The organism is Actinokineospora cianjurensis, from assembly GCF_003663795.1.
In the GTDB taxonomy this organism is placed as follows: Bacteria; Actinomycetota; Actinomycetes; order Mycobacteriales; family Pseudonocardiaceae; genus Actinokineospora; species Actinokineospora terrae.
Genome location: NZ_RCDD01000011.1, coordinates 67,418 through 92,051, shown reverse-complemented (window position 1 = coordinate 92,051; position 24,634 = coordinate 67,418). Strand labels below are relative to the sequence as shown.

The 24,634-nt window shown below is 71.9% G+C and carries 19 protein-coding genes; 4 read left to right on the top strand and 15 right to left on the bottom strand.

All coding sequences use genetic code 11. The features are described from left to right. Nucleotides 1–22 precede the first annotated feature (22 nt). Nucleotides 23–2,281 carry a caspase family protein gene (locus CLV68_RS32710; RefSeq protein ID WP_121394904.1) on the top strand — a complete coding sequence of 753 codons (2,259 nt, stop codon included), beginning with the start codon at nt 23–25 and terminating at the stop codon, nt 2,279–2,281. Between the two features lie 3 nt (nt 2,282–2,284). Here CLV68_RS32710 and CLV68_RS32705 read toward each other — a convergent pair whose 3' ends face one another. After that, nucleotides 2,285–2,950 (bottom strand): L,D-transpeptidase family protein, encoded by a 666-nt coding sequence (locus CLV68_RS32705; protein ID WP_121394940.1) that lies wholly within the window; start codon nt 2,948–2,950, stop codon nt 2,285–2,287. Between the two features lie 193 nt (nt 2,951–3,143). Between CLV68_RS32705 and CLV68_RS32700 the strand changes: the two genes are divergently transcribed. Continuing rightward, nucleotides 3,144–3,911, top strand: coding sequence for an MBL fold metallo-hydrolase (locus CLV68_RS32700; RefSeq protein WP_246010248.1), 768 nt, complete (start codon nt 3,144–3,146; stop codon nt 3,909–3,911). A gap of 154 nt (nt 3,912–4,065) precedes the next feature. On the opposite strand, the gene CLV68_RS32695 is transcribed toward CLV68_RS32700, so the two are convergent. Beyond that, nucleotides 4,066–4,923 carry a DUF5753 domain-containing protein gene (locus CLV68_RS32695; protein ID WP_170224723.1) on the bottom strand — a complete coding sequence of 286 codons (858 nt, stop codon included), beginning with the start codon at nt 4,921–4,923 and terminating at the stop codon, nt 4,066–4,068. A 162-nt stretch (nt 4,924–5,085) separates the two neighbouring features. Here CLV68_RS32695 and CLV68_RS35850 point away from each other — a divergent pair, with 162 nt between their 5' ends. Next, nucleotides 5,086–5,388: a DUF397 domain-containing protein gene (locus CLV68_RS35850; RefSeq protein WP_121394902.1), complete on the top strand. Its 303-nt coding sequence runs from the start codon at nt 5,086–5,088 to the stop codon at nt 5,386–5,388. A 6-nt stretch (nt 5,389–5,394) separates the two neighbouring features. Here CLV68_RS35850 and CLV68_RS32685 read toward each other — a convergent pair whose 3' ends face one another. From CLV68_RS32685 to CLV68_RS32625, 13 genes are all read right to left on the bottom strand, one after another. Continuing rightward, nucleotides 5,395–6,420: a helix-turn-helix transcriptional regulator gene (locus tag CLV68_RS32685; protein WP_121394901.1), complete on the bottom strand. Its 1,026-nt coding sequence runs from the start codon at nt 6,418–6,420 to the stop codon at nt 5,395–5,397. A gap of 237 nt (nt 6,421–6,657) precedes the next feature. After that, nucleotides 6,658–7,215: a dihydrofolate reductase family protein gene (locus CLV68_RS32680; RefSeq protein ID WP_121394900.1), complete on the bottom strand. Its 558-nt coding sequence runs from the start codon at nt 7,213–7,215 to the stop codon at nt 6,658–6,660. Nucleotides 7,216–7,244: 29 nt separating this feature from the next. Further along, on the bottom strand, nt 7,245–8,246 hold the full coding sequence (locus CLV68_RS32675; RefSeq protein WP_121394899.1) for an alpha/beta hydrolase: 1,002 nt from the start codon (nt 8,244–8,246) through the stop codon (nt 7,245–7,247). After that, nucleotides 8,247–10,415 carry a N,N-dimethylformamidase beta subunit family domain-containing protein gene (locus CLV68_RS32670; protein WP_121394898.1) on the bottom strand — a complete coding sequence of 723 codons (2,169 nt, stop codon included), beginning with the start codon at nt 10,413–10,415 and terminating at the stop codon, nt 8,247–8,249. 39 nt (nt 10,416–10,454) lie between these two features. After that, nucleotides 10,455–11,432, bottom strand: coding sequence for a methyltransferase (locus CLV68_RS32665; RefSeq protein ID WP_121394897.1), 978 nt, complete (start codon nt 11,430–11,432; stop codon nt 10,455–10,457). Beyond that, nucleotides 11,429–12,559, bottom strand: a complete 1,131-nt coding sequence (locus CLV68_RS32660) for a zinc-binding dehydrogenase (protein ID WP_121394896.1) — start codon at nt 12,557–12,559, stop codon at nt 11,429–11,431. Before CLV68_RS32660 ends, CLV68_RS32665 begins: the two co-directional genes overlap by 4 nt. A 40-nt stretch (nt 12,560–12,599) precedes the next feature. Then, nucleotides 12,600–13,466: a branched-chain amino acid ABC transporter permease gene (locus CLV68_RS32655; RefSeq protein WP_121394895.1), complete on the bottom strand. Its 867-nt coding sequence runs from the start codon at nt 13,464–13,466 to the stop codon at nt 12,600–12,602. 58 nt (nt 13,467–13,524) lie between these two features. Continuing rightward, nucleotides 13,525–14,691 (bottom strand): ABC transporter substrate-binding protein, encoded by a 1,167-nt coding sequence (locus CLV68_RS32650; protein ID WP_121394894.1) that lies wholly within the window; start codon nt 14,689–14,691, stop codon nt 13,525–13,527. Between the two features lie 91 nt (nt 14,692–14,782). Continuing rightward, nucleotides 14,783–16,552: a branched-chain amino acid ABC transporter ATP-binding protein/permease gene (locus CLV68_RS32645; RefSeq protein WP_121394893.1), complete on the bottom strand. Its 1,770-nt coding sequence runs from the start codon at nt 16,550–16,552 to the stop codon at nt 14,783–14,785. Nucleotides 16,553–16,594: 42 nt separating this feature from the next. Further along, nucleotides 16,595–17,296, bottom strand: coding sequence for an ABC transporter ATP-binding protein (locus tag CLV68_RS32640; RefSeq protein WP_121394892.1), 702 nt, complete (start codon nt 17,294–17,296; stop codon nt 16,595–16,597). A 250-nt stretch (nt 17,297–17,546) separates the two neighbouring features. Next, nucleotides 17,547–19,481 (bottom strand): primary-amine oxidase, encoded by a 1,935-nt coding sequence (locus CLV68_RS32635; protein ID WP_121394891.1) that lies wholly within the window; start codon nt 19,479–19,481, stop codon nt 17,547–17,549. Between the two features lie 485 nt (nt 19,482–19,966). Next, nucleotides 19,967–21,037, bottom strand: coding sequence for a glycosyltransferase (locus tag CLV68_RS35845; RefSeq protein WP_121394890.1), 1,071 nt, complete (start codon nt 21,035–21,037; stop codon nt 19,967–19,969). A gap of 109 nt (nt 21,038–21,146) precedes the next feature. Then, nucleotides 21,147–22,847 carry a sugar nucleotide-binding protein gene (locus CLV68_RS32625; protein WP_121394889.1) on the bottom strand — a complete coding sequence of 567 codons (1,701 nt, stop codon included), beginning with the start codon at nt 22,845–22,847 and terminating at the stop codon, nt 21,147–21,149. A 648-nt stretch (nt 22,848–23,495) separates the two neighbouring features. On the opposite strand from CLV68_RS32625, the gene CLV68_RS32620 reads away from it, so the two are divergent. Further along, entirely contained in the window at nt 23,496–24,623 is a 1,128-nt protein-coding gene (locus CLV68_RS32620; protein ID WP_121394888.1) for an LLM class flavin-dependent oxidoreductase, read from the top strand. Nucleotides 24,624–24,634 lie beyond the last annotated feature (11 nt).

Sequence of the window (24,634 nt, the reverse complement as noted above, 5' to 3'; positions counted from 1 at the left end):
GGGTTCGGGAGAGGTGGGTGCGATGAGGCGCGCGTTGATCGTGGCCAGTGATGCGTACGGGGATCCGGGGTTGCGGGAGTTGCGGGCGCCGAAGCACGACGCCGCGCAGTTGGCGGCGGTGTTGGGGGATCCGGGGATCGGGGGGTTCTCCGTGCGGACGCTGCACAACGCGGCGGTGGCGGAGACCAATGAGGCGATCGAGGACTTCTTCGCCGATCGGGCGCCGGATGAGCTGCTGTTGCTGTACTTCTCCGGGCACGGGGTGAAGGACGAGACCGGGGACCTGTACTTCGCGACCGCGGGGACCAAGCTGAACCGGCTCGCGGCGACCGCGGTGGCCGCGGACTTCGTGCGGCAGCGGATGAACCGGACGCGGGCGCGCAGGGTCGTGTTGTTGTTGGACTGCTGCTACGCGGGGGCGTTCGGGCGGGGGATGGTCGCGCGGGCGGGGACCGCGGTGGCGTTGGAGGAGCAGTTCCAGGGGCGTGGGCGGGCCGTGATCACCGCGTCGAGTGCGGTGGAGTACGCGTTCGAGGGGCAAGAGGTCACCGATAGCGCTACCGGCGGGCCGTCGGTGTTCACGTCCGCGCTCGTTGAGGGGCTGCGCAGCGGGGACGCGGACCGCGACCAGGATGGGCTGGTAGGGCTGGACGAGCTCTATGAGTACGTCTACGACCAGGTGCGCGCGTCGACGTCCAACCAGACACCGGGTAAGTGGGTCTTCGACCTCCAGGGCGACCTCTATATCGCACGGCGCGGGCGGCCGGTGACCGTGCCGTCAGAGCTACCGCTGGAGTTACGGGAGGCGATCAGCCACCCCAGCCGGTCGGTGCGGGCGGGCGTGGTCGACGACCTCACCCGCCTGTTGACCGGTGGCCACGAGGGCCTGTCGCTGGCCGCTCGCCTGGCCTTGGAGAGCCTGTCCGACGACGACAGCCGCTCCGTGGCGGCCGCCGCGACGAGCACCCTGGCCGCGAGTCGACCACTGCCACCACCAGAACAGCCGGAACCCGCGCGACCGGACCCAGTGGACTCCGCACCACCGCCCGCCACCCAGTCAGAACCGGTCCAGTCAGAACCCGCCCGGCCACACCCGACCCGACCAGGACTCGCCCGGCCGGAGTCCACCCATCCGGATCCCGCGCCACCGCCCGCCACCCGACCGGAAGCCACCCGGTCGGAAGCCACCCGGTCGAAGTCCACGCAATCGAGGTCCACCCAGCCGGAACCGGCCCGGCCCGAGCACGGCGGGCACGAACCCGACCCGCCGGAGCCCGCCCGACAAACCCCTGCCCGGCCGGGACACACCCGGCAACGACGCGCCTTGGCGGAGATCGTCCGACTGAGACTGGCCCCGCCGAAGCTCGCGAGCGGCACGCCACCCCCCACCGCACAACCGCGGGCGACGTCGGTCGAGACCAGGACACCGCGATCAACGCTGGTGTGGCGAGCCGTGAGCGCGGTCCTCGCGATCGCGACCGCGGTGACCCTGGCGGCAACGCCTGCCGATATCGCGCTGCAGGCCATGTACGACCGCCCCCCGAGGGGCATCACCATCCTGGCGCCGACCTCGACCACCGTGTTCGGGTGGCTGCTGATCGCGGCCGTGGTGGGGCTGGTCGTCCTGCGCGGTCATCGGCGCGCCATCGCCATCGGCGCCGGGTTCGGCGCGGTCGCGGCCACCGCGGCGTTCGCGACCAGGCTGGCGGCCCTCGGTCCGGTGGTCGGGCCAGCCCGCTTCTACTGCGTCGGGCTGCTCGGGGCGTTCCTCGCGATCGTGATCGCCAACGCGGGGCGGCGGCGCGGCTGGCTGTGGGAGGTCATCACCAGCGTGGGGGTGTTGCCCGTCGCCGCGGTCCCGCTGCTGTTCCCCCGCTACAAGGACGACTCGGGGACGGTGGTGCTACTCGGGTTCGCGGTCCTGATCGGCGCCGCCATCGCCCACCTGGTGCGGACCGGGCGAGCGGGCAAACCGGTCGTGCGGGACATCGCCTTCCACGCCCTCGTGATCACCATCGCCTGCGTCGGCCTCACCCTGGACGACGTCGACATGACGATCCGGTTGACCGTGGCCGCCTTCTCGCTGGCCGCCCAGCCGCTGTTCACCGACCGCGGGAGCCTGCTCCCGGCCAGGGCGGGCCTGGTCGCCACCCTGGTGCTGATGATCCCGCCTGACGTGGACGACATGGCCACGACCCTCGTGCTGACCTCGGCGGCCGTCATCGCCGCGGTCGTCGCGATGTGGCCGGAGCCCGCCGAGACCCGGGCGGGCGCGGTCTGACGCTCAGGCGACGCCGATGTCGATGACCGGGCGGGCGGCCGGGTCGAGCCAGGTGAGGATGGTGTCCAGGGTGGGGGCGGCGACGCTGACGCAGCCCGCGGTGGGCTTGTTGGTGCTGACGTGCAGGAAGAACGCCGAGCCCGCGCCGGGGACGGCCGGGGCGCGGTTGTAGTCCAGGACGACGGCGCGGTCGTAGGCGTAGCCGACCTTGCCCAGGTTCTCGCCAGCGCCCTCGTTGAACGGGCAGGTGCCGGGGGCGCAGCGGCGCGGGGTGTTGTAGTAGGCGGAGTTCACGTCCGACACCCACCAGTCCCACGTGTCGACCTGCTTGTACGGCAGCCGGGTGCCGTTGGTGGGCTTGTGGCCGAAGGACTCGGTGAGGGGCCACACCCCGGCGGGGGTCTTGGTGGTGCTCTCGCTGGCCTGGCCGACACCGGCCTTGCCGACGAAGGCGCTGACCGGGCCGATCTGGGCGACCCAGCCGGTGGCGGTGCGGCGCCAGGCGGTCAGCGTGGCGGTGGTGGCCGTCGGCGAGGCCGCGACCACGGTGATCACCTGGTCGGCGCTGCCGGTGTAGGGCAGCGGCAGACCTTGGACCTGCGCGGAGGCCAGCCCCGGTGTCAGCAGCAACAGAACTCCGGCAAGCAGCACACCCAGTCGTCCGCGCATGAGCATCTCCCCTTGGTCGACCCGCCCGGCACCGGTCCACTATGGACCGGGCGGGGTCGCCCCCGCGCGCCGAGCCGCCGCCACCCCCAGTCGGTGACGAGCACCGCGCCCAGGCTAGCGACATCCGATCATCCGGGCACTGCGCCGTTCGGGGGCTGTCGGCGGCGCGGGGCCCGGTGTGATCATGGCGCACGTGCCCCGTGTGACCCATGTCGGTGGTCCGACGACGCTGGTGGAGGTCGACGGCTGGAGGTTGCTCACCGACCCCACGTTCGACCCGCCCGGTGAGCGCTACCGGTTCGGCTGGGGGATCTCGTCGGTGAAGCTGGCGGGCCCCGCAGTCGCCGCAGCGGACTTGCTGCCTATAGACGCGATACTGCTCACCCACGACCACCACGGCGACAACCTTGACGCGGCCGGGCGCGCGCTACTGGCCGAGGTCCCCACCGTGCTGACGACCGTGGCAGGTGCTCGCAGGCTCGGTAGCGCTACCGGGCTGGCACCGTGGTCGGAGGTCGTCTTGGAGGCGGACGGCAAACCACCGCTCCGGGTGACCGCCACCCCGTGCCGCCACGGCCCGCCGCTGAGCCGCCCGGTCGTCGGCGAGGTCACCGGCTTCGCGCTGCACGCGACCACCGGCGTCACCTGGATCACCGGTGACACGGTGCTGTACCCGGCACTGCGCGAGGTCGCCACCCGGCTGACCGTCGACACCACCGTCCTGCACCTCGGCGGCGTCCAGTTCCCCCGCACCGGCCCACTGCGCTACACCATGACCGGCGCGGACGCCGTCGAACTGATCTCCCTCGTCCGCCCGCGCGCCGTGGTCCCGGTCCACTACGAGGGCTGGGCCCACTTCCACGAGGGCCGCGCGGGCGTCGAGAAGGCGCTGGCCTCGGCGCCCGCGGACGTGCGCGACCTGTTCCGCTGGCTGACCCCTGGCGAACCCGCGGAGGTCTGACGTGGACGACCACTGCCGGCCGCACCCCGACGTCGAGGTCGCCCCGTCGCCGGTGGCAGGTCTACAGCGACCACTGAGTCCGGTGCTGCTCGCCCGCTTCGGCTGAGGACCGCGCATGTGGCCGGTCCTGGCGCGGGCTGTCTCCAGCTCCGGGTCAGGAACCCAGTAGCCGCAACTGGTCCGCGATGAGCTCGCCCGACTCGCGCTCCCCTAGCGCTACCGCCTCCAGTGCGTCCCACTTGGCGTCGTAGGCGGTGAGCACCTTGGCGTCGTCGTCGGTGAAGAAGTCGCGGTCGGCCTGTTCCTGGTAGAGCACTGTCTCGGTCCGGCCCTGGGGGTCTGCGACGTCGATGAGGATGAACGAGCCTTCCAGCCCGTAGTGCCAACCCGTGCTGAACGGGACTACGCGCACGCTCATGTGGGGCTCGGTCGCGGCCTGCACCAGCCGCTGGAGTTGTTCGCGCATGACCTCGGGGCCGCCGACGAGCCTGCGGATGGCGCTCTCGTCGATCACCATCGCGGCCTCGGGGCGGTCGGTGCCCCACAGGCGCCGCTGACGCTCGACCCGCGCCTCGATCGCTTGTCCCAGCCTGGGTTCGGCGAAGTAGGGCGTGAGCTGTTCCCTGGCATAAGCGCGGGTTTGCAGCGGGCCGGGGATGTGCAGCGGGTTGACCTGCCTGATGGAGGTCGCGATCGACTCGTAGCCGAACAACCTGGTCACTTGCGTGGACAGCACGTCGCGGAAGGCCGCGTACCAGGACTTCTCCCGGCCCGCGCGGGCCTCGGCGAGGTACGACTCCTGCTCAGCGCCGGTGCCGTAGTGCGCCAGCAGCGAGCGCAGGTCCGTCGTAGACACCCCGTGCGTGCCCGCCTCTATCCGCTGGAGCTTCGACAGCGACCACTCGAGCGCGGCGACGACCTCCTGCTGGGTGCCGCCGAGCCGCTCGCGCTCGCGCCTGAGCCGCCTGCCGAGGAGTTTCCGGCTGACCCACGGATCCGGTTCTCGACCCACTGTGCCCCCTGAGGTATTCACCCGATGCGGTGAGAGCAACACCCGTGACGCCATCACTGTGAAGCCTTCACCGTCCCGATCCTGGGAAGGTACACCGAGTCCGGGGTGTGCGCCGAACACGACCGTGGCTTCGTCACTCGACCGTTGCGCTCTTCTCTACCCATGGTGACAGTTGCCGAGCCTCAATTCCGGCCCACCCGGGCAGCGGATCCCGGAACCCCGCGGATCCCGGGACAATCGACGCGCCTCCGCCCGGGAGGCCATTGCGAGGTGATTTCGGTGCAGGTCCCGACTTCCGTCCAGTGGCGGATTGGCAGCCGCTGCGAATCGGGCGGGTGTGTCGCGGTGAGTCCGATCGGCGTGCGGGACACGAAGAACCCGGGACAGGGGCTGGACATCTCCGCGCCATCGCTGTCCCGGCTGGTCGAGTTCGCGCGGACGGCACCGGGAATCCCCGCGCGGTAGACCGGGTCAGGGCCAGCGGGGCTCGGAGCCGCGGGTGAGGCGGTTGAGGTCGCCGACGCCGTCGGGGTTGGGTCGGATGATGCCCGCGCGGGCGGCCACCCCGGCGGCCTCGCCCCGGGACTGGCAGTCGAGCTTGCCGAGCAGCCGCTCGACGTAGGTCTCCACGGTGCGGCGGCTGACGACGAGCCCCTCGGCGATGGCCTGGTTGCTCAGACCGGCGACGATGCCGGTCGCCACGTCGATCTCGCGGGCGGTGAGGCCCATGGTGTTGGCGTACGGGGCGGTGGCCAGGATGACGCCGGTGCGGGAGCCCTCGGTGACACGCAGCAGGCGGACCCGGTACCAGCCATCGGGGCCGGGCCAGAGGAACGCGACGGTGCCGACACCGAGTTCCCCGAAGGCGGCGCCGATGGCCTGCACCTTGGGGTCGTCGGCGAGCGGGGACGGCTGCCGGTCGGCGAGCGGCAGCGGGATCCCGCCGGGGACCAGGCGGCTGGCGGTCCACTCGGGCCCGAACCAGGCGTCGAAGCGCGGCGACCGCAACGGGTCGACGCGGCGGGCGAAGGCGGTCTCCAGTTCGTTGACGAACGACCGGGTGCGCTCGCCGAAGGACGCCTGGACCGAGGCGTTGATGTGCAGGATCCCCACCACCCGCTGCTGGCCGAGGCGCAGCGCGGCCGACAGCCCGTCCTCCAGGCCCGCGGGCCGCAGGTTCTCCTGGTAGTGCGGCGAGTCCCGGAAGTTGTGCGGCGCGTCGTCCATCAGCAACGGGACGGCGGAGTCGAACAGCTGGCCACCCCAGCGGGTGCGCGGCAACTCGTGCGCGAGGTCCTGGGAGATGGTCCGGGAGTACCCGCGCTCGGCGAGGATGACGAACCCGCGGGCAACCGGGTCCCACCCGGTGACCTGCGCGGCGCACACATCGGGCACGGCCCCGGTGATCGCGTCGAACACCTCGTCCCACTCCACCTCGGCCCCACTGCCCAACGCGGCCCCGATCCGCACCGCCGACGCCACCATCGTGGGGTCCATCTCGCCGCCCTCCGCCGCAACGCCAGTTACAGAAATTTACGGGCTTTGGGCCGAACGGGGCAATACCGCAACACCGAGTGACGCGTTTATCGACACAAAGTCGACCCTGTGTTGCCGCTCCGTACCTGCCTCACCACTTTAGGTGAGTCGCCGGGGTCGGGCGCGGGCTTGCGGTTGTCGTGCGGGTCGTGAGCGCGGCCGGGGGTAAGGGATCTGGGTGGGGACAGGTCGGGTGGGCTAGCGGGTTCGGTAGTGGGCGTGGATCAGGCCGCTGGCGAAGGTGCGGGTCGTGACCAGGTCCAGGTCCAGGCGGACGCCGTCGGGGAAGAAGCGTTTGCCGCCGCCGACCGCGGTGGTGGTGATGAACAGGTGGTAGTCGTCCACCAGGTCCGCGGCGATCGCCTGGGCTGCCAGGGTGGGGCCGTCGACGGTCAGGTCGGCTTGGGCGGCGGTCTTGAGGGCGCGGATCGCGGATGGGTCGAAGGTGCGCTCGATGCTGGTGCGGGCGCTCGACACCGACTCCAGGGTGGTGGAGTACACGACCTTCTCCGCCGCCTGCCAGTCGCGGGCGTACTGGAGGATGTGGGGTGGCTGGTCGGGCACGGTGTGCGCGGTCTCCCAGTAGACCATCGTCTCGTACATCCGCCTGCCGTAGAGGTACGTGCCGACCGGGCGGAAGAGGTCGTTGACGAAGGTGTGCACCTCCTCGTCGTCCGCGCCCCTGCCGAGGCCGCCCGCCGTGGCCTCGGCGTAGCCGTCCAGTGAGGTGATCATCGAGTAGATGAGCCTTGCCACGCGTGTCCTCCCGGGTCAGGCCCTAGATCCTAGGAGCCGGTGCCGGGCCTGGGCAGGAGTGGGATGTCGAACGAGCCGGGGAGGGTGCCGAGGTCGAGATCCCGGGTGAAGGCGGCGCGCAGGGAGTTGATGGCGCGTTGGTGGGCCAGGGGGGCGATGGTGAGCCGGTCGGCGAGCAGGGCGAAGAAGCCGTGGATCTGGCCGTGGTAGCGGACCAACTCAGTGGGCACGCCCGCGTCCATCAACCGGTGCGCGTACTCCTCACCCTCGTCGCGCAACGGGTCGTACTCGGCGGTCATGACAAGAGCCGCGGGTAGACCTGACAGGTCGGCCGCGAGTGGGGTGAGGTACGGGTCGCTTAAGTCGGCTGCGGCGCGGGGGTACTGGGTGAAGAACCACTCCATGGCCTCGCGGGTCAGGAAGTGGTCGGTGGCGTAGTCGACGTAAGAGGGGCGGTCGCTCGGTGGGGCGATCACGGGGCAGGCGAGGATCTGCAGCAGGGGCAGCCTGCCGCCGTGGTCGCGGGTCATCAGGCAGGCGACGGTGGCCAGGTTGGCGCCGGTGCTCTCCCCCGCCACAGCGAGCCGCAGGGTGTCGATGCCCAGTTCGTCGCCCTTCTCGGTGACCCAGGTGAGCGCCGCGTGGGCGTCGTCGGCCGCGGCGGGGAACCGGTCCTCGGGTGCGAGCCGGTACTCGACCGACACCACGACCGTCTCCGCCTCGCGGCACAGCCGTCGGCAGGTGGCCTCGTTCTCGACGAACGAGCCGAGCACCCACCCGCCGCCGTGGAACCAGACGAGCCCGGGGAACGGTCCCTCGCCGGTGGGTTCGTACACCCGCACGCGCAGGTCGCCGCCCGGTCCGGGGATGGTGCGTTCATAGACGCGGCCGATCGGCTCCACGTCGTCGGGGACCTGCCAGCTCTCGGTGAACGCGGCGCGCATCTCGGCCGGGGACACCCCCACCGGGATGAGCCCGCCCGCGGCGTCCGTGGCCTCGATGACGGCCTTGGCCTCGGGGTGCAGTGGCATCTAGTGCTCCTTTCCGTACCTGTCGGCGCCGAAGGAACGCAGGACGGCGGCGGTGAGCCGGGACACGTCGTTGGCGTCACCGCGGTGCGACAGCGCGGCGCACCAGCCGATGGAGCCGACGGAGAACACCACGCCACCCCCGGGCGTGTCCAGCAGTGTCAGGTCGGAGCGGCGGCGGTCCACCGGGTCCGACAGCGGGTGCGGGGTGGTCGGGCCGGTGTCAGCGGACATGTACGCCTCGCCGAGCAGGGCGCGGCCGATGAGCCTGGTGTCGGGTGGGCTGCCGAGCAGTTCGTCGTAGGCGTCGGTCTCGAACGACGCGGCGCCGTCGAGCAGGGCGCCGAACCGGCCGAGCGGGGCGTCGCGGTCGATGCCGCGCAGCAGGGCGTCGATGACCGGGTCGCCCGGCTTGGCGACGACCTCGTAGGCGCCGCCGGTGCTCAGGCCCGCCGCCGAGGTGCCGATGCCGAAGAGCCGGTGCGGGGAGCGGCCGCGCTCGGCCCACAGCCCGCCCGGTTCGCCGGTCGCGGCCAGGTGCAGCTCGCCGGGCTCGCTCTCCCACATCCGCACGCCGGAGTAGCCGCGGCGCAGTTCGGCGACGTGCCGCTTCTCCGGGTGCACGGCGGTGACCCAGTACGCGCCGTTGCCGCCGAGGTAGGCGAGCCTGCCGCCGCCGTGCAGGTGGGTGGTCGCGGCGTCGAGCATGGCGCCGGTCCAGTACTCGGGGTGGCTGCCGGTGACGACGGTGCCGTACCCGGCGAGCGCGTCGGTGCCCTCGGCGTCGAGGTCGTGGTCGGTGAGCACGTCGAAGTGGAAGCCCTGGCGGCCGAGCCAGCCGACCAGGTGCAGGTCCTCGCTGTACTGGTGCGGGCCGCTCGCGTGCCGGAACACGTGGTCGTCGCGCATGCCGAGCAGGGGGCGCAGCAGGGACGCGGTGGCGGCGCCGCTGCCGTCGCTGTGCCGGTCGTAGAGGCTGTGCAGCCGGTTGCGGCGGGCGAACGGGGCGGCGATCTCGGCGGGGTCCTCCGGCAGGAACGCCATGTGGACGTGTTCGAGCGCGTAGGCCAGGTAGCTCAGCGTCGGCACGAGGAAGGCCATCGGGGCGCGCGGGGCGTCGGCGGGGGGTCTGACGAAGAACGGGATCCGGTCCACGCCCGCGCTGGTGGCGAGTTCGACGGCGTAGCAGCCGCTGGGCAGGTCGTCGGGCAGGTCGATGGCCAGCACCTCGTCCCAGCCCGCGTCTTCCAGGTCCGAGCCGTGGAAGTGGACGGCGCCGTAGCCGGAGTCGGCGAAGCGCCAGTCGAGGACCTCGCCGGTCCAGTCGTGCGCGGTGACCCCGCGCAGGGGTCCGTTGTGGAGGGTGCCGTGGCGGCCGTCGACCAGGTCGAGCAGCCGGTCGCCGCCGATGTCCTGGGCGAGGTCCCACTGCGCGGCGGCGCCGCGGTGCCAGGCGCCGGTGGTGTCGGCGGCGAGTTCGGCGACCTGCGCGGCGTCGAGCGCCCGGTCGAACACGCAGGGCGCGCTGATCTTGCCGTCGTAGTTGTCCTCGATGACGCCGTCGACCAGCCGGGCGGCGAAGACCAGCGGCGTGTCCGCTGTGGACAGCGCGCCGCGCGCGGGGGAGACGACGACGGTCGAGAGCTTCTCCCTGCCCAGCGGCGCGGCGGGCCGCACCTCGAGGCGGGCGCCGCGCTCGGAGTAGGACCCGGTGAGCAGGTACCAGCGGCGCACCGACAGCGCGGCGGAGGCGGTCACCGTGACCGGGCCGTCGTCGGTGTGCGCGGTGAACTCGGGGCGGCCGGTCGCGTCGATGCCCAGTTCGGCGACCGATCCCTGGGTCAGCACCCCGACCCCGGACTCGCCGAGCACCGTCGGCCACACCCACACCGCGAGGGTGATCGCGCCGTCGACGGCGGGCGGGTTCGGCACCAGGCCGTAGGAGCCCTGGTCGAGGTGCTGGTGCGGCACGGTGACCCGGTCCGGGAGCCCGGCGGCGACCGGGACCCGGACCGGGGCCGTGCCGTCGTGGTCGACCAGCAGCAGCCGCACGCGCGCCTGCGGCTCGGTGGAGCTGGCGCGCACGCCGATCCGCTCACCTGGCCGGGCGGAGATCCGGTCGGTGTAGCCGGTGATCGGTGCGTCGGTGTGGTCGACCAGACGACGAGTCACGCCGGTGATCCCTTCACTAGGCGGCGGGGGGTCCTTGCCTCACACGGCTTGCGCGATGACGACGCGGGGTGAGCCGGGGACCGGGCGGGTCTCGACCCAACGCCAGCCGGTGGCGTCGAGCCAGGTCCTGACCTCGTCCTCGGGGTAGACGACGGTGCCGTCGATGACGAGGTACTCCCCCGCCAGCACCGGGTCGAGGCGGCGGCCGTCGGCCGGGTCGAGCAGGAAGTCCAGCACCAGCAGGGTGGCGCCCGCGTCGACGACCTCGCGCGCGCGGGTGAGGATGGTCTTGTTCTCCTGCGGGGTGAACCGGTGCAGGACGTGCTCGAGCAGCACCGAGTCGTAGTGCCCGGGCACGGCGGTGGTCAGCGGGTCGGCCTCGTGGAACTCGGCGAAGTCGGCGAACCCGGCGGGGGCACCGCCCTTGGCCATCTGCAACATCATGTCGGTGCTGACGAAAGCACCGCGCAGCAAGGGGTTCTGCTTGTGCGCCTCGGCGAGGAACGCCGTGGACAGGCCGGCGAGGTCGAGCAGGTCGCGGTGCGGGGTGAAGTCGTAGACCGCGGCTAGTTGTTGGGCGTGCAGGGAGTTGTAGGTCTGCACGCCGCTCATGAAGGCGCCCATGCGCTCGCCGCCCATGTCGAACGGCTGGGGCTCGGCGGTGCGCATGGAGTCGGTGTAACCGAGCCAGTGCGGGTAGCTCAGGCCGTCCCAGAACGCCAGCCAGGGCCGCAGGTCGAGGCCGTCGCCGCCGGAGAGGTACGCGGCGGTGGCGTCGGTGTTGCGGTACGCACCGTCCACATAGGAGACCAGGCCGAGGCCGACCATGGCGTCGAGCAGGATGCGGGCCGAGCGCTCGGGGACACCGGCGGTCTCGCCGACCCCGGCCGCGGTCGTCGCTCCGGAGCCGAGCGCGGCGAAGATCCCCAGCTCGCTGGCGGCGAAGAGCTGCTTGGCGGCCATGAAGCCGGAGGCGACGGCGGCCAGCGGGGCCGGGTCGGCGGGGTGCGCGGTCATCCGGTGATCTCCTCGAGGTCGAGAGCGGGATCGATGACGGCCTTGACCGCCACCTGGGAGGCCATGTCCCGGATCGCCCGGTCCACGCCGCCGAGGCCGACCGGGGCGCCGAACATGGCGTCCCAGTCGAAGCGGTGCCGGAACGCGGCCAGGAAGCGCAGCGACCGGTCCAGGTCGGACACGTCGCCGTTGAGCGAGCCGATGACCTGGATCTCGCGGCCCATCACCACGTCCATCGGCACCGGCATGGCCTGCGGTCCGGCCAGGCCGACCACCACGTGCTTGCCGCGCTGCCCGCACATCAGCACGCCCTCGCGGTTGGCCGACGGCGAGCCTGCGAAGTCGAACACCAACTCCGCGCCGCGGGCCTCGGTCAGCTCCTCGACCACGGCGACCCGCTCGTCGGGGTCGGAGGTCTCCTCGATGGAGATGGTCACGTCGGCCCCGTACGCCTTGGCGATGGCCAGCCGGTTGGCCGGGCCGCCGATGGTGATCACCCGGCCCGCGCCTGCCGCCCTGGCCACCGCGGTGCCGACCAGGCCGAGCGGTCCGGCGCCCTGGATGACCACTGTGGACTCCGGGCGGACGCCGCCCGCGTTGGTGAAGGCGCGCAGCACGGTCTTCACCGCGCACCCCGCCGCCGCGGCCCAGGTGTCGGGGATGTCGTCGGGCACCACCAGGCGGTGCGCGCCGGGCGGCAGGTAGGTGTACTGCGAGAGGCCGCCGATGACGAACGGCCACTTGTCCGCGCGCTGGCGGAACCCGTAGCCGCGGTCGGCGCACAGGACCGGTTCGCGCAGGACGGTGCAGCCGTAGCAGTTGCCGCACACCGACTCCGACCACACGACCCTGGTGCCGATCCCGATCGGCCTGCCCAGCGCGTCGCGCTCGGCGGACTGCCCGTGCGCGACGACCTCGCCGACCATCTCGTGCCCGAGGACCAGCGGCAGCCCCACGAAGGGCAGCACGCCCTGCCACAGGTGCGCGTCGGTGCCGCACAGGGTCGTGCGGGTCACCTTGACCAGCGCGGCGCCGGGCGGGAGTTCTGCGGGTAACGCGATCTCCTCGATCTCCAGCGGCGCGTTGAACTCACGCAGCACCGCGGCCGTGGTCACTCGTGGCCTCATGCGGACTCCTCGCCTGCGTCGAACGGGTCTAGGACGGCGATTACGCCGGCTCGTCCCAGCGGTCTCCTCGGCGGGTCCAGACGAGGACCACCAGGATGACCACGAAGGGCAGTACGCCGCGGAACTGCTGGATCGCCTGCCAGGTGCTGGCCAGGCCCTGCAGGACGCCGAGGGCGAGGCCGCCGAGCAGGGTGACCGGGAAGCTGCGGAACGCGCCGATGAGCACCGCGGCCAGCGCCGGGGTGATCAGCGCGGCCTGCGAGCCGAAGTCGCTGGCCAGCTGCGGGGCGATGATCATGATGGCCAGCGCGCTGGCCGCGCCGGCGATGCCCCAGACGATCATCGAGAGCCGGGGCACCCGGATGCCGATGAGCTCGGCGGTGGTCGGCCGTTCGGCCTGTGCGCGCAGCAGCAGGCCGATCCTGGTCCGCTTGAGCAGCACGGCGGGCGCGGCGGCGAACAGCACCGCCAGGATCATCGTGACGATGGCGGTCCAGGTGACCACGACGCCGCCCAGGGTGAACGCGGGGGCGTCGAACGGGCTGGGGAAGCGGTGCGGGTGCTGCGCCCCGAACAGGCGCAGCCCCACCGCGACGAGCCCGGTGTAGATCGCGATCGTGACCGCGGCCTTGACGCCCTCGCTCGACTCGGAGAACCAGCGCACCATGATCGCCCCGAGGCCGCAGTGCAGCAGCGCGCCGACGGCCATGCCCGCGGGCACCGCCAGCACCAGCGGCAGGCCGCCCTCGTAGAGCACGACCATGGCGAAGGCGCCGAATGCGCCGACGGCGGCCTGGGCGAAGTTCACCACCGACACCAGCCGGTAGGTCAGCAGCGTGGACAGGCCCATCAGGGCGTAGGCCCCGCCGGTGACCAGTCCGGCGATGGCCGCGGACAGTTGGAGCACGGACAGCCTCCGAGTCGAGGGGGTAACGGGTAGGCAGGGCGGGTCAGGACGGCACAGGTCAGGAGGAGGTCGGGACGGTGATGAAGTCGCCGAGCGGGACCCACTTGCCGTCCTTGAGCTCGACCATCTTCGACGCCTGGTTGGGGGCGTGCCGGTCACCGGGGCCGAAGGTGAACGGGGTGCCGACCATGGGGTTGCTGATGGGCTGCATGGAGCGCAGCGCCTGGTTGACCGAGTCGCGGGTGATGTCGCCCTTGATGGACTTGAGCACGTCGACCAGGAACACCGCGGCCAGGTAGCCGCCCTGGGAGAACGCGGTCGCCGGGGCGCCCGCGCGGGTGACGGCGTCCTTCCAGCCCTTGTTGGCGTCGCTGTCGGCGGTGAACGGCTCGAACTCGCTGCCCGCGTAGACCTTCAGGCCCAGGTCGGCGACGGCCTTGGCGACGCTCTCGGTGTAGGCGGGGGCCATCAGCAGGAAGTCGACGTCGGACATGCCCTGGGTCTGGGCGGCCTTGAGGAACGGCACGACCATCTGCTCGCCGGGGTTGAACAGCACCGCGTCGCAGCCCGCCTGCTTGGCCTTGAGCAGGTACGGGGTGAGGTCGCCGCTCTGCTGCACGGTGGTGTCGTTGACGACCAGCTTCTTGCCGCTGATCTTCTCCCACTGGGCGAGGGCGTTGTTGACCGCTTCCTCCGAGCCGGGCAGCACGACGGTGAAGTTGCAGATCTTGTCGTTCTTCAGCGTCTGCGAGGCGAAGAGCAGTTCGGCGGTGATGAGGGTGAACGGGCCGACGTTGACCGGGGCGATGTTGGGGCTCTGGAAGCACTTGGGGCTGGCGCCGACGGCCATCACCGAGCTGATCTTCTGCTGCCGGTAGTAGGCGTCGTTGACGTCGCAGTCGGTGAAGCTGCCGGAGGCGGCCATGGCGACCACGTCGTCGTCGGCGAGCTCGCGGGCGACCTGGGCGGTGCGCTGCGGGTTGCCCGCGTCGTCCTTGACCAGGAAGTCGATCTTCTTGCCGTTGATGCCGCCGTGCTCGTTGACGTCGTCGAAGACGCGCTTGGCCGTCTTCACGACCTCCTCGGTGATGAAGCTGCCGGTGAGGCCCGCGATGGCGCCGATCTTGATCGTGCCGTCGTCGCTGGAGCCGCAGCCAGCCACCAGGGAGGAGGCGATGACCGCGGCGCCGATTATGCCGCCGACCTTGACTAACGCTGTGCGCATGGTTGTTGACTCCTGGGACACAGAGGGACTTGCCTGGGTACTGGGTGGTGCCTCGATCAGTGCTCTGCGGTGCTCGATGTCTGTGAGTCGACTAGCGGGTCGAGTCGCCCAGGTAGGCGGCGATGACGGTGGGGTCGTTGAGGACCTGCTGGGGCGGGCCTGAGGCGATGACGCGGCCGAAGTCGAGCACGACGACCTGGTCGCAGGTGGCCCTGACCAGCTCGATGTCGTGTTCCACCAGCAGCAGCGAGGTGTCGAACCGCTCGGGGATCTCGGCGAGGCGCTCGACCAGCAGCCGGGTCTCGTCGCTGGAGTGGCCCGCGGCCGGTTCGTCGAGCAGCAGGACCGGCGGGCGGCCGACGGCGAGGCCCGCGACCTCCAGCAGCCGCCGGGTGGCGACGTCGACGGCCTCCATCGGGGTGTCGGCCGGGGGGCAGGCGAAGAGCGCGAGCTGCTCGTCGATCTCCCGGCCTGTCAGCGTCTTCCCGGCGGCGACCTGCAGGAACATGCCGACCGAGATGGAGGTGGGCACGCGCAGCTGCTGGAAGGAGCGCCGCACGCCCGCCCTGGCCCGGTGGTGGGCGGAGAGCGCGTCGATGGGCTTGCCGCCGAGCAGGACCTGGCCGGTGTAGTTGTTGGTGAAGCCGGTGACGGTGTTGATGAGCGTCGACTTGCCCGCGCCGTTGGGGCCGACCAGGCCGACGATCTGGCCGCGCGGCAGCACGAGGCTGACGTCGTCGACGGCGACGAGGTTGCCGAACGTGACCCGCAGGTCGCGGACCTCCAGCGCCGGGGCGCCCTTGCTGGTGACGCGGACCGGGCGCTTGCGCGGGAACACCGACACCGGCGGCGGTTGCAGCGGGGCGATCGGGTTCTTGGCGAGCCTGCGGCGGCGGCGTTGGCTGCGCAGCAGGTCGGTCTGGCTCTGGCCCATCCGCAGCACCTGGATGGCGCCGAGGCCGAACAGCAGCGACGCGAGGTCCTGCGGGATGCCGATCTCGTCCATCAGCACCGGCACGAAGGCACCCATGAGGCCGCCCGCGATGGCGCCCTCCACGTTGTTGGTACCGACGAACAGGGCGATGGCGAACAGGGCGACCGAGGCGAAGGAGGAGAAGTTGCTCGCGGTGACCACGCCGAGCTGACCGGCCATCAGGCCGCCGCCGATGCCCGCGACGAAGGCGCTGAGGGCGAACGCGGCGAGCTTGCCCTGGGTGACGCTGATGCCGTGGGCGGCGGCGGCGCGCTCGGAGTGCCGGATCTCGACCAGGGCACCGCCGAGGCGGCTGCGGTCGAGGAAGTACAGGCCGACGAAGATGAGGGCGGCGACGGTGGCGGCGAAGACGAAGTACGCCTGGTCGGTGTCGAACAGCTCGGGGCGTTGGACGAGGTCGGAGCTGCTCTGGCCGGGGAAGTTGAGGCCGCCGAAGACCACGTCGAGTGCGATGGCGAAGGCGAAGGTGCCGACGGCGAGGTTCACGCCGCGCAGCCGCAGCGCGGGCAGGCCGATGAGCAGGCCGGCGACGACCGCGGCGAGGCCGCCGAGCAGCAGCCACACGTACAGGCCGCCGGGGACGTCGTTGACGTTGGCCCAGCCCACGGTCCACGCGCCGATGGCGGCGAAGGAGAGCTGGCACAGCGAGATGACGCCCGCGCGGCCGGTGATCAGGCCGTAGCTCTGCATGAACACGACCGACACGGCGGCGCTGGTGAGGTTGAACAGCGTGGAGCTGTCCGACACCGCCGAGAGCACGACGACCACGACCGCGGCGACGGCCAGCGCCAGCGGGAGCGGTTTGCCCAGTGGCCCCGCCGCGGCCAGCAGCCCGCCCTGAGGCCGGGTCTTACGCACAGTGTCCACTTCGTGTGACTCCAGTCGCCGGTCTTGTCTTGGGGGTGGGTGTCAGACCCGGGTGTCGCCGAGGTAGAGGGCCCGCAGCAGTGACTCGTCGGCGAGCAGGTCCCTGCCGTCACCGGCGTAGACCACCTCGCCCCTGGCCATGACGTAGGCGCGGTCGGCGATGCCGAGGGCGAGGTTGGCGAACTGCTCGACCAGCAGCACCCCGACGCCGCTGTCTGCGAGCTGGCGCACCGCGCGGACCAGGCGTTCCACCACGATCGGCGCCAGGCCGAGCGACATCTCGTCGACCAGCAGCACCTTGGGCCTGCCCAGCAGCGCGCGGCCGACCACCAGCATCTGCTGCTCGCCGCCGGAGAGCAGCCCGGCCGGGGCGGAGATCTGCTTGCGCAGCTCGGGGAACAGGTCGAACACCTCGTCGACCGAGGCGCCCGGCCCGCAGGCAGCCCTCAGGTTGTCCTCAGTGGACAGGTCGCGGAACACGGTGCGGTTCTGCTCGACGTGAGCGAGCCCGGCGCGCGCCCTGCGCCAGGCCCGCAGCTTCTCGATCCGCGCGCCGCCGAGGGTGATCTCGCCCCCGGCGACCGGGATGGCCCCGGAGACGCCCTCCAACAGGGTCGTCTTGCCCGCCCCGTTCGCCCCGAGCAGCACGGTGACCGCGCCGCTGGCGACCGCGACCGTCGCGCCGCGCACGATCGGCAGACCCGATCGCTCGACCCAGACGTCCGCAATGGACAGAACACTCACGGGGAAACACCATCCTTGGCAACGGGGGGTGGCGGTGTGGCGAACAGCGTGCGCCTGTGGGGTGGGCCACTGTGTCCGTAGAAATACCGAAATGCGGTGGGACTCCTGGACACAGCGGTCCCAGCCTGCCCCGTACGGACGCGACCCGCCCGGGAAAGTCCAGGACGGGTCACGTTCTGGTCGCGATTCCGCCACTGCGGGTGGAGTCAACAACCGTATACGCAAGTTGCAGATGGGGTGTGGCGGTTCTTTAGTGGTCGCAGTGACACTGTCCGGGTGGGCAGTGCGAGCAGGACTTGGCCCCGTCCGGCAGGTCCAGCGCGGGGTTTCGGTCGCGGAAGCCGTGCGGTCGCAGGCTGAAGCCGCTGTAGTCGACCGGCATCACCGGCCAGTCCTCGGGCCTCGGCACGTGCGTCGGGCCGAACACGTGCCACAGGACGAGGTCCTGGTTCTCCAGGTCGCGGTCGGCTTCGGTCCACGTCGGTAGACCTGAGCGGCCCGGGTGCTGGTTGGGGTAGTCCCCGGCGGGGAAGCGCTCGGCGTCGTCGTGCCGCGTCACCCACAAGTGCTTGGTCGCGAACGCGGCGCGCGCGGCCACGGTGGACCCCGGTTGGGCCAGCAGGGTGGGGCCGGTGTGCGGCATGAGCTGGTACGCGCGCGGCTTGCCGAGCCGGTTGGTGCTGTCGTCGTTGCGGATGACCCAGGTGCGGGCCTTGGTGGCGTCGGCGACCCGCTGCGCGCCGGACTCGCTGGTCAGGGTGGTGGTGGTCGTGGTGAACGCGTTGCCGTAGGGGTTGTCGGGGCCGATCGGGATGCCCACGACGTCGACCTCGTCGACGGTGTTGCGCTCCCCGGCGACCTCCATGTCCAGGCGGGCGCAGAACAGGTGCTGGTGCACGGGCGCCATCAGGCCGGGGGCGATCTCGGCGGCGTACGGGGAGGTGGTGCCCGGCTCGGCAGCGCCGCAGAACACGATGCCGGTGGCCTTGGCCTCCAACTGGATGGTGCCGTCGAGGTAGAAGTACCAGAAGAAGCCGTAGTCGTAGTTGCCGATGGTGGCGAAGAAGGACACCACGAGCCTGCGGGAGCGGCGGACCTCGGTGGCGCCGGTGAGGATGTTGGTGTGCTTCCAGAGGATCCCGTAGTCCTCCTCGTGCATGCAGATGGCCTGCGGGATGGTGACGGCGTTGGCGTGGTCGTCGGCGACGACGGCGTCGAAGTAGTGGATGACGCCGAGGCAGTCGCAGCCCAGCTTGAGGCTGTTGGCGTTCTTGCCGAGCAGGTACTCGCCCGCGTCGAAGTACGAGATCCAGTAGCGCCAGGGGGCGGGGTCGCCGTAGGGGACGACCATCTCGGCCATGGAGGCGCGGTGGGCGACGGAGTCGCCGTCGAACTCGACGCGGTGCAGGGTGAGGCCCTCGCGGGCGTTGAAGCCGACCCGGAACCGCCACCCCTCCCAGGTGACCTCGTTGCCGTCGACGGTGAAGCTGACACCATCGGGTTGGGTGATCTCGATCGGCTTGAGGGTGGTGCGGGCGGGTCCGACGTGCTCGGCGTCGAAGTTGCCGTGCTCGGCGGGGACGGGGACGTTGCCGCTGTCCTCGACGGAGATGACCTCGCCGGTGATGAGGTCGACCTTGGCGAGCAGGCCCTCGACGGGGTGCGCCCAGGGGCTGTCCTCCTCGAAGTCGCGCAGGAAGGTCAACGCCCGGAGAACCCGCCGGTCCTTCTCGTCGGCGTAGTCGAAGAACCCCGGCGACAACGGCGCGACGAACGCGAGCGAGAAGTCCTGCACGCCCCGGCGGCGCAGCGCGGCCTGCCACCGCTCGTCGGCGCGCACCAGGTCGGCGCTGCGGTCGTACTCCTCGAACAGCACCGCGGGCTGCCCCTCGCCCGGCCCCAGGTCCCGCCAACCGGTCACCTCCCCGGCGACGAGGTCGACGACGGCCTCACTGGCCACCCCGGTGGCGATGTCGAGCACGACGACCTGCGCCCGCCTGCTGACCGGGTCCCCCTCCCGGAACGCCCTGACCTCGGCCTTCGGCGGCTCCAGCAGCAGAATGCTCGGGAACCGGGTGCTCTCCCCCACCCGCCCCGCCGCCACCAGGACGGCCCGCACCCGACCGATCTCATCCCCGGTCAACGGATCAAGAACATGCCGAACCCGCGCAGTCGTCGCCGTCATACCCCCGAGTATGACCCGCGACCCCCGGTAACGGTCTTGCCGCACAAAGCACACCCCTTGACCCGCAGAGCACCACCCCCACGTCCGTCCACACAGGCATCTCCGTCCCCATCCCCACGAGCTGTCCACACCCGGAACCACTCCCCTCGGTCCCCCCACCCCACCCCCACTAGCCTCGATTCGGGGGCACTTCCGCGCCTGCCCATCCCCATCCCCGCGAGTTGTCCACAGCCCGGAACCCGCCCCTGTTTCCCCCGGTCACCGCGCCCTAGGCTCGATTCGGGGGCTGCTCAGCCCGGCTGCATCCCCGCAGGCGCCTTCGCTTCCACCTCGCACCCCCCTGGAGGCGCCTTCCCGCCTCGAACTCGCACCACTCTGGGCCTCCCCCACTCACTCATTCGAGCAGCCCGTTGCCCTGCCTGTCCCCATCCCCGGCAACCATCCACAGCCCGGACGCGGCCCTGGTTTCCCCTGGTCAGCGGCAACTAGGCTGGATTCGGGGGCTGCTCAGCACGCCCCGCCCGCAGCGGCAGCACCATCGGTGTCGCCCCCGCCGCTCGCGCTCTCGCCCACAATTCGCCGATGCCGGCCGGGCGTCCCATCCGCTCCCACAGCCGCGTCTCCACCAGGGCCGCTCCCCGGGGTTTGCCGAACCGAACCTCCCCCGAAGTCCCGCCGCCGTACACCCCCGCCCCCGGAAACCGCGACGCCAGCGCGTAAAGCCGGTCGTAGGCCCCCTCCACCGAAGCCCCCTCCGTGAGGAACGTGTACCCAGGCGCCATCCGGCCCGCCACCCGAACCCCCTCCGACCGCGCCCACCCCCGCTGCCTCCGCCCCAACGCCAGCACCGCCACGAACCCGGGCAACCGGAGCCACAAAGCCGGGTTGCGCATGACGAACCCCAGGTTCTGCCCCGCCCCCGCCGACGGTGCCTCCGGCAGCGCCGCGTTGCCGTCCCGCCAGCGGCGGACGACGTCGACCAGTTCGCGACCCTCGGGGAAGACCAGCAGGAACTCCCCCGCAACAATCCGCTCCTGGAACTGCATCCGCACCCACGCGTCGTCGGCCACCACGTCGGGGAACCGGGGGACCAGCGCGCGCCCGGCGGCATTGATCGCGTAACAGCCCGCGCCCACGACATCCCCGGTCACCGCGGGCAGCCGCGTCCACACTGCCGAGAAGCTGCGCGCCAGCCACCCGGACGGCCGGACCACAAGCGGTCGTGGGCCGACCAGCCGGGGTTCCGGCGCGTCCATCGCCGAGGCCATCCGCGCGAGCGTCCCGGGCATCAACACCGTGTCCGCGTCGAGGAACACGACCGCGCCGTCCCGGCACCGCGCCAACCCCACGTTCAGGGCCGCCGCCTTGCCCTCCCCCGCGACCTCGACGACGGTCGCCCCGGCCTCCCGCGCCCGCTCCGCGGTGTCATCGGAGCACCCGTTCGCGACCACGATCACGCGGACGTCCAGCCCCGCGCTGCCCGCGAGGACCGACCGCACGCTGGCCCCCACCAACGCGCCCTCGTCCCGCGCGGGCACCACCACGTCCACCCTCACGCGACCGCTCCATCAACAACCCCCGAAGTTGTCCACAGCCGACAACTCCCCCACCCCAACACCTTGCGAACCCCACACACTGGTGCCATGACGAAGAACAACCCAGCCCTCACTTCGCCGACCACCGGTCCAACACCGCCGCGGCGACGTGCACACCGAGGAACACGGCTGCTGCTGCCGGCTGCCGGATCAGCGACGCGACCACTCCCCTGTTGCGGTCCGCGCCGTCGCCGTGGGCGAGGGGGAGCCGCGCCAGTTCCTCGTTGCCGCGCTGGTACCGGCGGCGGGCGCGCACCAACTCCCGGGGACCACGCGGGACGATCACCTCATAGGTGGCCGTCGTGACGACCGCGCGCTCGTCGGGGGCGAAGTGCCAGCGCACCCACTTGTCATCCGAGCGCACGGGGGCGAAGGCGCCCCAACGGGTGCGGCCGAGGGCGGACACGGCGTACGCGCCCATGGTGGCCGGGGACTGTCGGACATACGGAAGGGAGCGCCACGTGCGGTAGTAAGCGCGGGAGACGACGCTGTCGGTGTCGGCGATGCGCACAGCGGGGACGGCGAAGTGCAGGCCGCTCCCGGGGGCGAACGCGCGGGTCAGGGCGGTGAGGCTGTCGGGTGAGAGGACCGCGTCCTGGTCCAGGTAGAGGCGCGCGCCCGCGGGCAGCACGGACTCGGCCGCGTTGATCGCGGGTACGCGCCCGGGCGGCGCGGCCAGCACCACGCAGCGAGCGCCCACCTCGCGCAGCACCGGCGCGAGGCGGTGCGCGGCGCGCAGGGTCCCGGGGTCGCCGTCGTTGACGGCCACGGCCACGTGCAGGTCGCCGGTGAAGTCCTGGGCGGCCAGGGAGTGGACGGCGCGGTGCAGCACGTCCGCGCCCCGGTACACCGGGATCACCACGCCGAACGCGGGTCGCACCCGGATCGGCCCGGGGGCCAACTCGGGCCACCGGGCGGCCAGGCGCGCGCCGGACATGGCCATGTTGGCCGGGCGGTCGGCGCCACCGGGCAGGTCGCGGCGGGAGATGGCGCGCAGCCGCGGCGTGACCCCGAGGCCGTCGGCGATCCGGACGACCACGTCCCGCGGGGTCAACACCTCGGGTCCGGCGACGTGCACGAGGCCGCGCACCCGGCGCTCACCGAGCCCGACCACGACCCGTGCCGCGTCGGCGAGGGCGACCGGGGTGCGGTACTCGTCGGTGCACACGGGCAGTTCCTGCCCGGCCCGCAGCGCGGCGGCGACCCGGGTCCAGGTGGTCTGCCTGGGGCACACCGGGTCGCCCTGCAGCAGGGAGAGCCGTGCCACCGCGCCCGCGTCCTGGTCGAGCACGGCGCGTTCGCCCGCGAGCTTGGTCCAGGCGTAGGCGCTGCGCCGCACCGGCGCGTCGCCCTCGCGGTAGCGGCGGCGGGCCGACCCGTCCCAGACGAAGTCGCTGGACGGGTAGAACACCCACGCGTCCTGGTCGCGGGCGTACCGGGCGAACCGCTCGGTGACCTCGGTGTTCAGCGCCCACCCCGTCGCGGGATCGTCCGCCACCGCGGCGGGCGACGACACCGCGGCGAGGTGCACCACGTGGGTGGGCCGGTACCGCCGCAACAGGGCGTCGAGGTCAACACCCCGACGCAGGTCCAACGGGAGCACGGCGCCGTGCCCCCCGGGGCATTCGCGCCGCCCCACACCCACCACAGCGGCCCCGCGCCGCACGAGCAGATCGGTCACATGCCCCCCGAGCTGCCCGCACGCCCCCGTCACCAACCACCGCCCCCACACCAACCCACCCGCTGCGACCCCAAGCCCCACCACAACCATCCCCCCACCCCGCACCACACCAACCCGACCCGATTGCGGGACCACAAGTCCCCGCCCCACCCACACCGCGAGCCACCCTCACGCCCATGCCCACGCCACAAACCCTTGCCCCACAACCCATACCTCGCCGCCCATCCGGCCGGAGCCGCGAGTCCTTGCCCAGGTGTTGACCGTTACCAACCGGCGCCGCAACAACACCACCCATCCCCGACCACGAATCGCCCTGGCAGCAACGGTCCCGGGTCGCGCACACGGCTGAATGCCTGCCACCAAACAGATCAAGGCCCGACGAGTAAGGGATCCCAGCAGAAGCGTGTCCCACCAGATGAACGGTGGATGGAGGACAAGGAGTCGGACCGGCCTGCCCCGTGGAAGTGGGCTCCACCAAAGGGATGTTGGCGGGCGGGCGGGCGGGTGGCGACTGGTGCGGCTGAATGGCGGCTGGTCGTCGTGGGCACAGCGCGGCTCCCCCCGGGGTGGTCCCGTGGAGAGGATCGCGTGGGTGGGGGTGGTCGATACTGCGCCGAACGGGTCGATCTTGCCGCAACCGGTCACGGGGGGTGGGTATTCCGGGGTTCCCACATCGCGGAATGGCCCCGACCGAGCGGTAGCGTCGGGGGCGGCTCGGGTGATCGAGGAAGGGGAGCCATGTCTGTCCCTCTGTCTATTTTGGACTTGGCGCCGGTCGCGTCGGGGCGTGGACCCGCGGCCGCGCTGCGGGAGACCGTCGAGCTCGCGCAGCGGGCCGAGCAGTTCGGGTACCGGCGGTTCTGGGTGGCCGAGCACCACTTCGCCTCGGGGGTCGCCTCGTCGTCGCCCGCCGTGCTCAGCGCGATCATCGCGGGGGCGACCAGCGCGATCCGGGTCGGGTCCGGCGCGGTCCTGCTCGGGTACTACACGCCGGTGTCGGTGGCCGAGCAGTTCGGCACCGTGGCGCTGGCGCACCCGGGGCGGGTCGACCTCGGGCTCGGGCGGTCCGGGCTGGTGCGCGCCAAGGACCTGGCCAAGCTGTTCGGGTCCACCAGCGCCCCCCAGGTGCCCTCGCGGACCGTGGACGGCCTGGTGATCCCCGGCAGGCCGAAGGGGGCGCTGGACCGGCCCGAGGTGCAGCGGCGGTTCGAGGCAGGCCACCGGCTGCTCGGTGCGCGGGAGGACGAGGTCGACTACGGGGTCCAGGTGCGCCAGATCCTGGCGTTCCTCACCACCGGGCACACCGACGACGACGGCCACCTGTTCCAGGCGCCGTCAGCGCAGGGCACCGACACCCAGCTGTGGGTGCTGGGCTCCAGCGCGGGTCCCAGCGCCAAGGCCGCCGGGGAACTGGGGTTGCCGTTCACCGCGAACTACCACGTGAGCCCGTCGTCGGTGCTGGAGGCGGTGGCGGCGTACCGGGCGGCGTTCGTGCCGTCCGAGGCGTTCCCCGAGCCGTACGTGATGGTCTCGGCCGACGTGGTGGTCGCCGAGGACACCGCCACGGCGCGGGAGCTGGCCCGCCCCTACGGCCAGTGGGTGCTCAGCATCCGCTCGGGCGAGGGCGCGATCCCGTTCCCGACCGCCGAGGAGGCCGCCGCCTTCGAGTGGACCGACCAGCTGCGCTCGCTGGTCGCCGACCGCGTCGAGACCCAGTTCGTCGGCACCTCCGGCGAGGTCGCCGAGAAGCTGGACACGCTGCGCCGGGTCACCGGGGCCGACGAGCTGATGGTCACCACCATCACCCACGAGCACGCCGCCAGGATCCGCTCCTTCGAGCTGCTCGCCAAGGAGTGGATCGACTAGTCGACCGGGGA

Coding starts and splice junctions, on each gene's coding strand:
- CLV68_RS32710 (WP_121394904.1), top strand. CDS start 23: ATGAGGCGCGCGTTGATCGTGGCCAGTGATGCGTACGGGGATCCGGGG.
- CLV68_RS32705 (WP_121394940.1), bottom strand. CDS start 2,950: ATGCGCGGACGACTGGGTGTGCTGCTTGCCGGAGTTCTGTTGCTGCTG.
- CLV68_RS35850 (WP_121394902.1), top strand. CDS start 5,086: ATGGTGACAGTTGCCGAGCCTCAATTCCGGCCCACCCGGGCAGCGGAT.
- CLV68_RS32685 (WP_121394901.1), bottom strand. CDS start 6,420: ATGGACCCCACGATGGTGGCGTCGGCGGTGCGGATCGGGGCCGCGTTG.
- CLV68_RS32675 (WP_121394899.1), bottom strand. CDS start 8,246: ATGCCACTGCACCCCGAGGCCAAGGCCGTCATCGAGGCCACGGACGCC.
- CLV68_RS32665 (WP_121394897.1), bottom strand. CDS start 11,432: ATGACCGCGCACCCCGCCGACCCGGCCCCGCTGGCCGCCGTCGCCTCC.
- CLV68_RS32660 (WP_121394896.1), bottom strand. CDS start 12,559: ATGAGGCCACGAGTGACCACGGCCGCGGTGCTGCGTGAGTTCAACGCG.
- CLV68_RS32650 (WP_121394894.1), bottom strand. CDS start 14,691: ATGCGCACAGCGTTAGTCAAGGTCGGCGGCATAATCGGCGCCGCGGTC.
- CLV68_RS32635 (WP_121394891.1), bottom strand. CDS start 19,481: ATGACGGCGACGACTGCGCGGGTTCGGCATGTTCTTGATCCGTTGACC.
- CLV68_RS32625 (WP_121394889.1), bottom strand. CDS start 22,847: ATGGTTGTGGTGGGGCTTGGGGTCGCAGCGGGTGGGTTGGTGTGGGGG.
- CLV68_RS32620 (WP_121394888.1), top strand. CDS start 23,496: ATGTCTGTCCCTCTGTCTATTTTGGACTTGGCGCCGGTCGCGTCGGGG.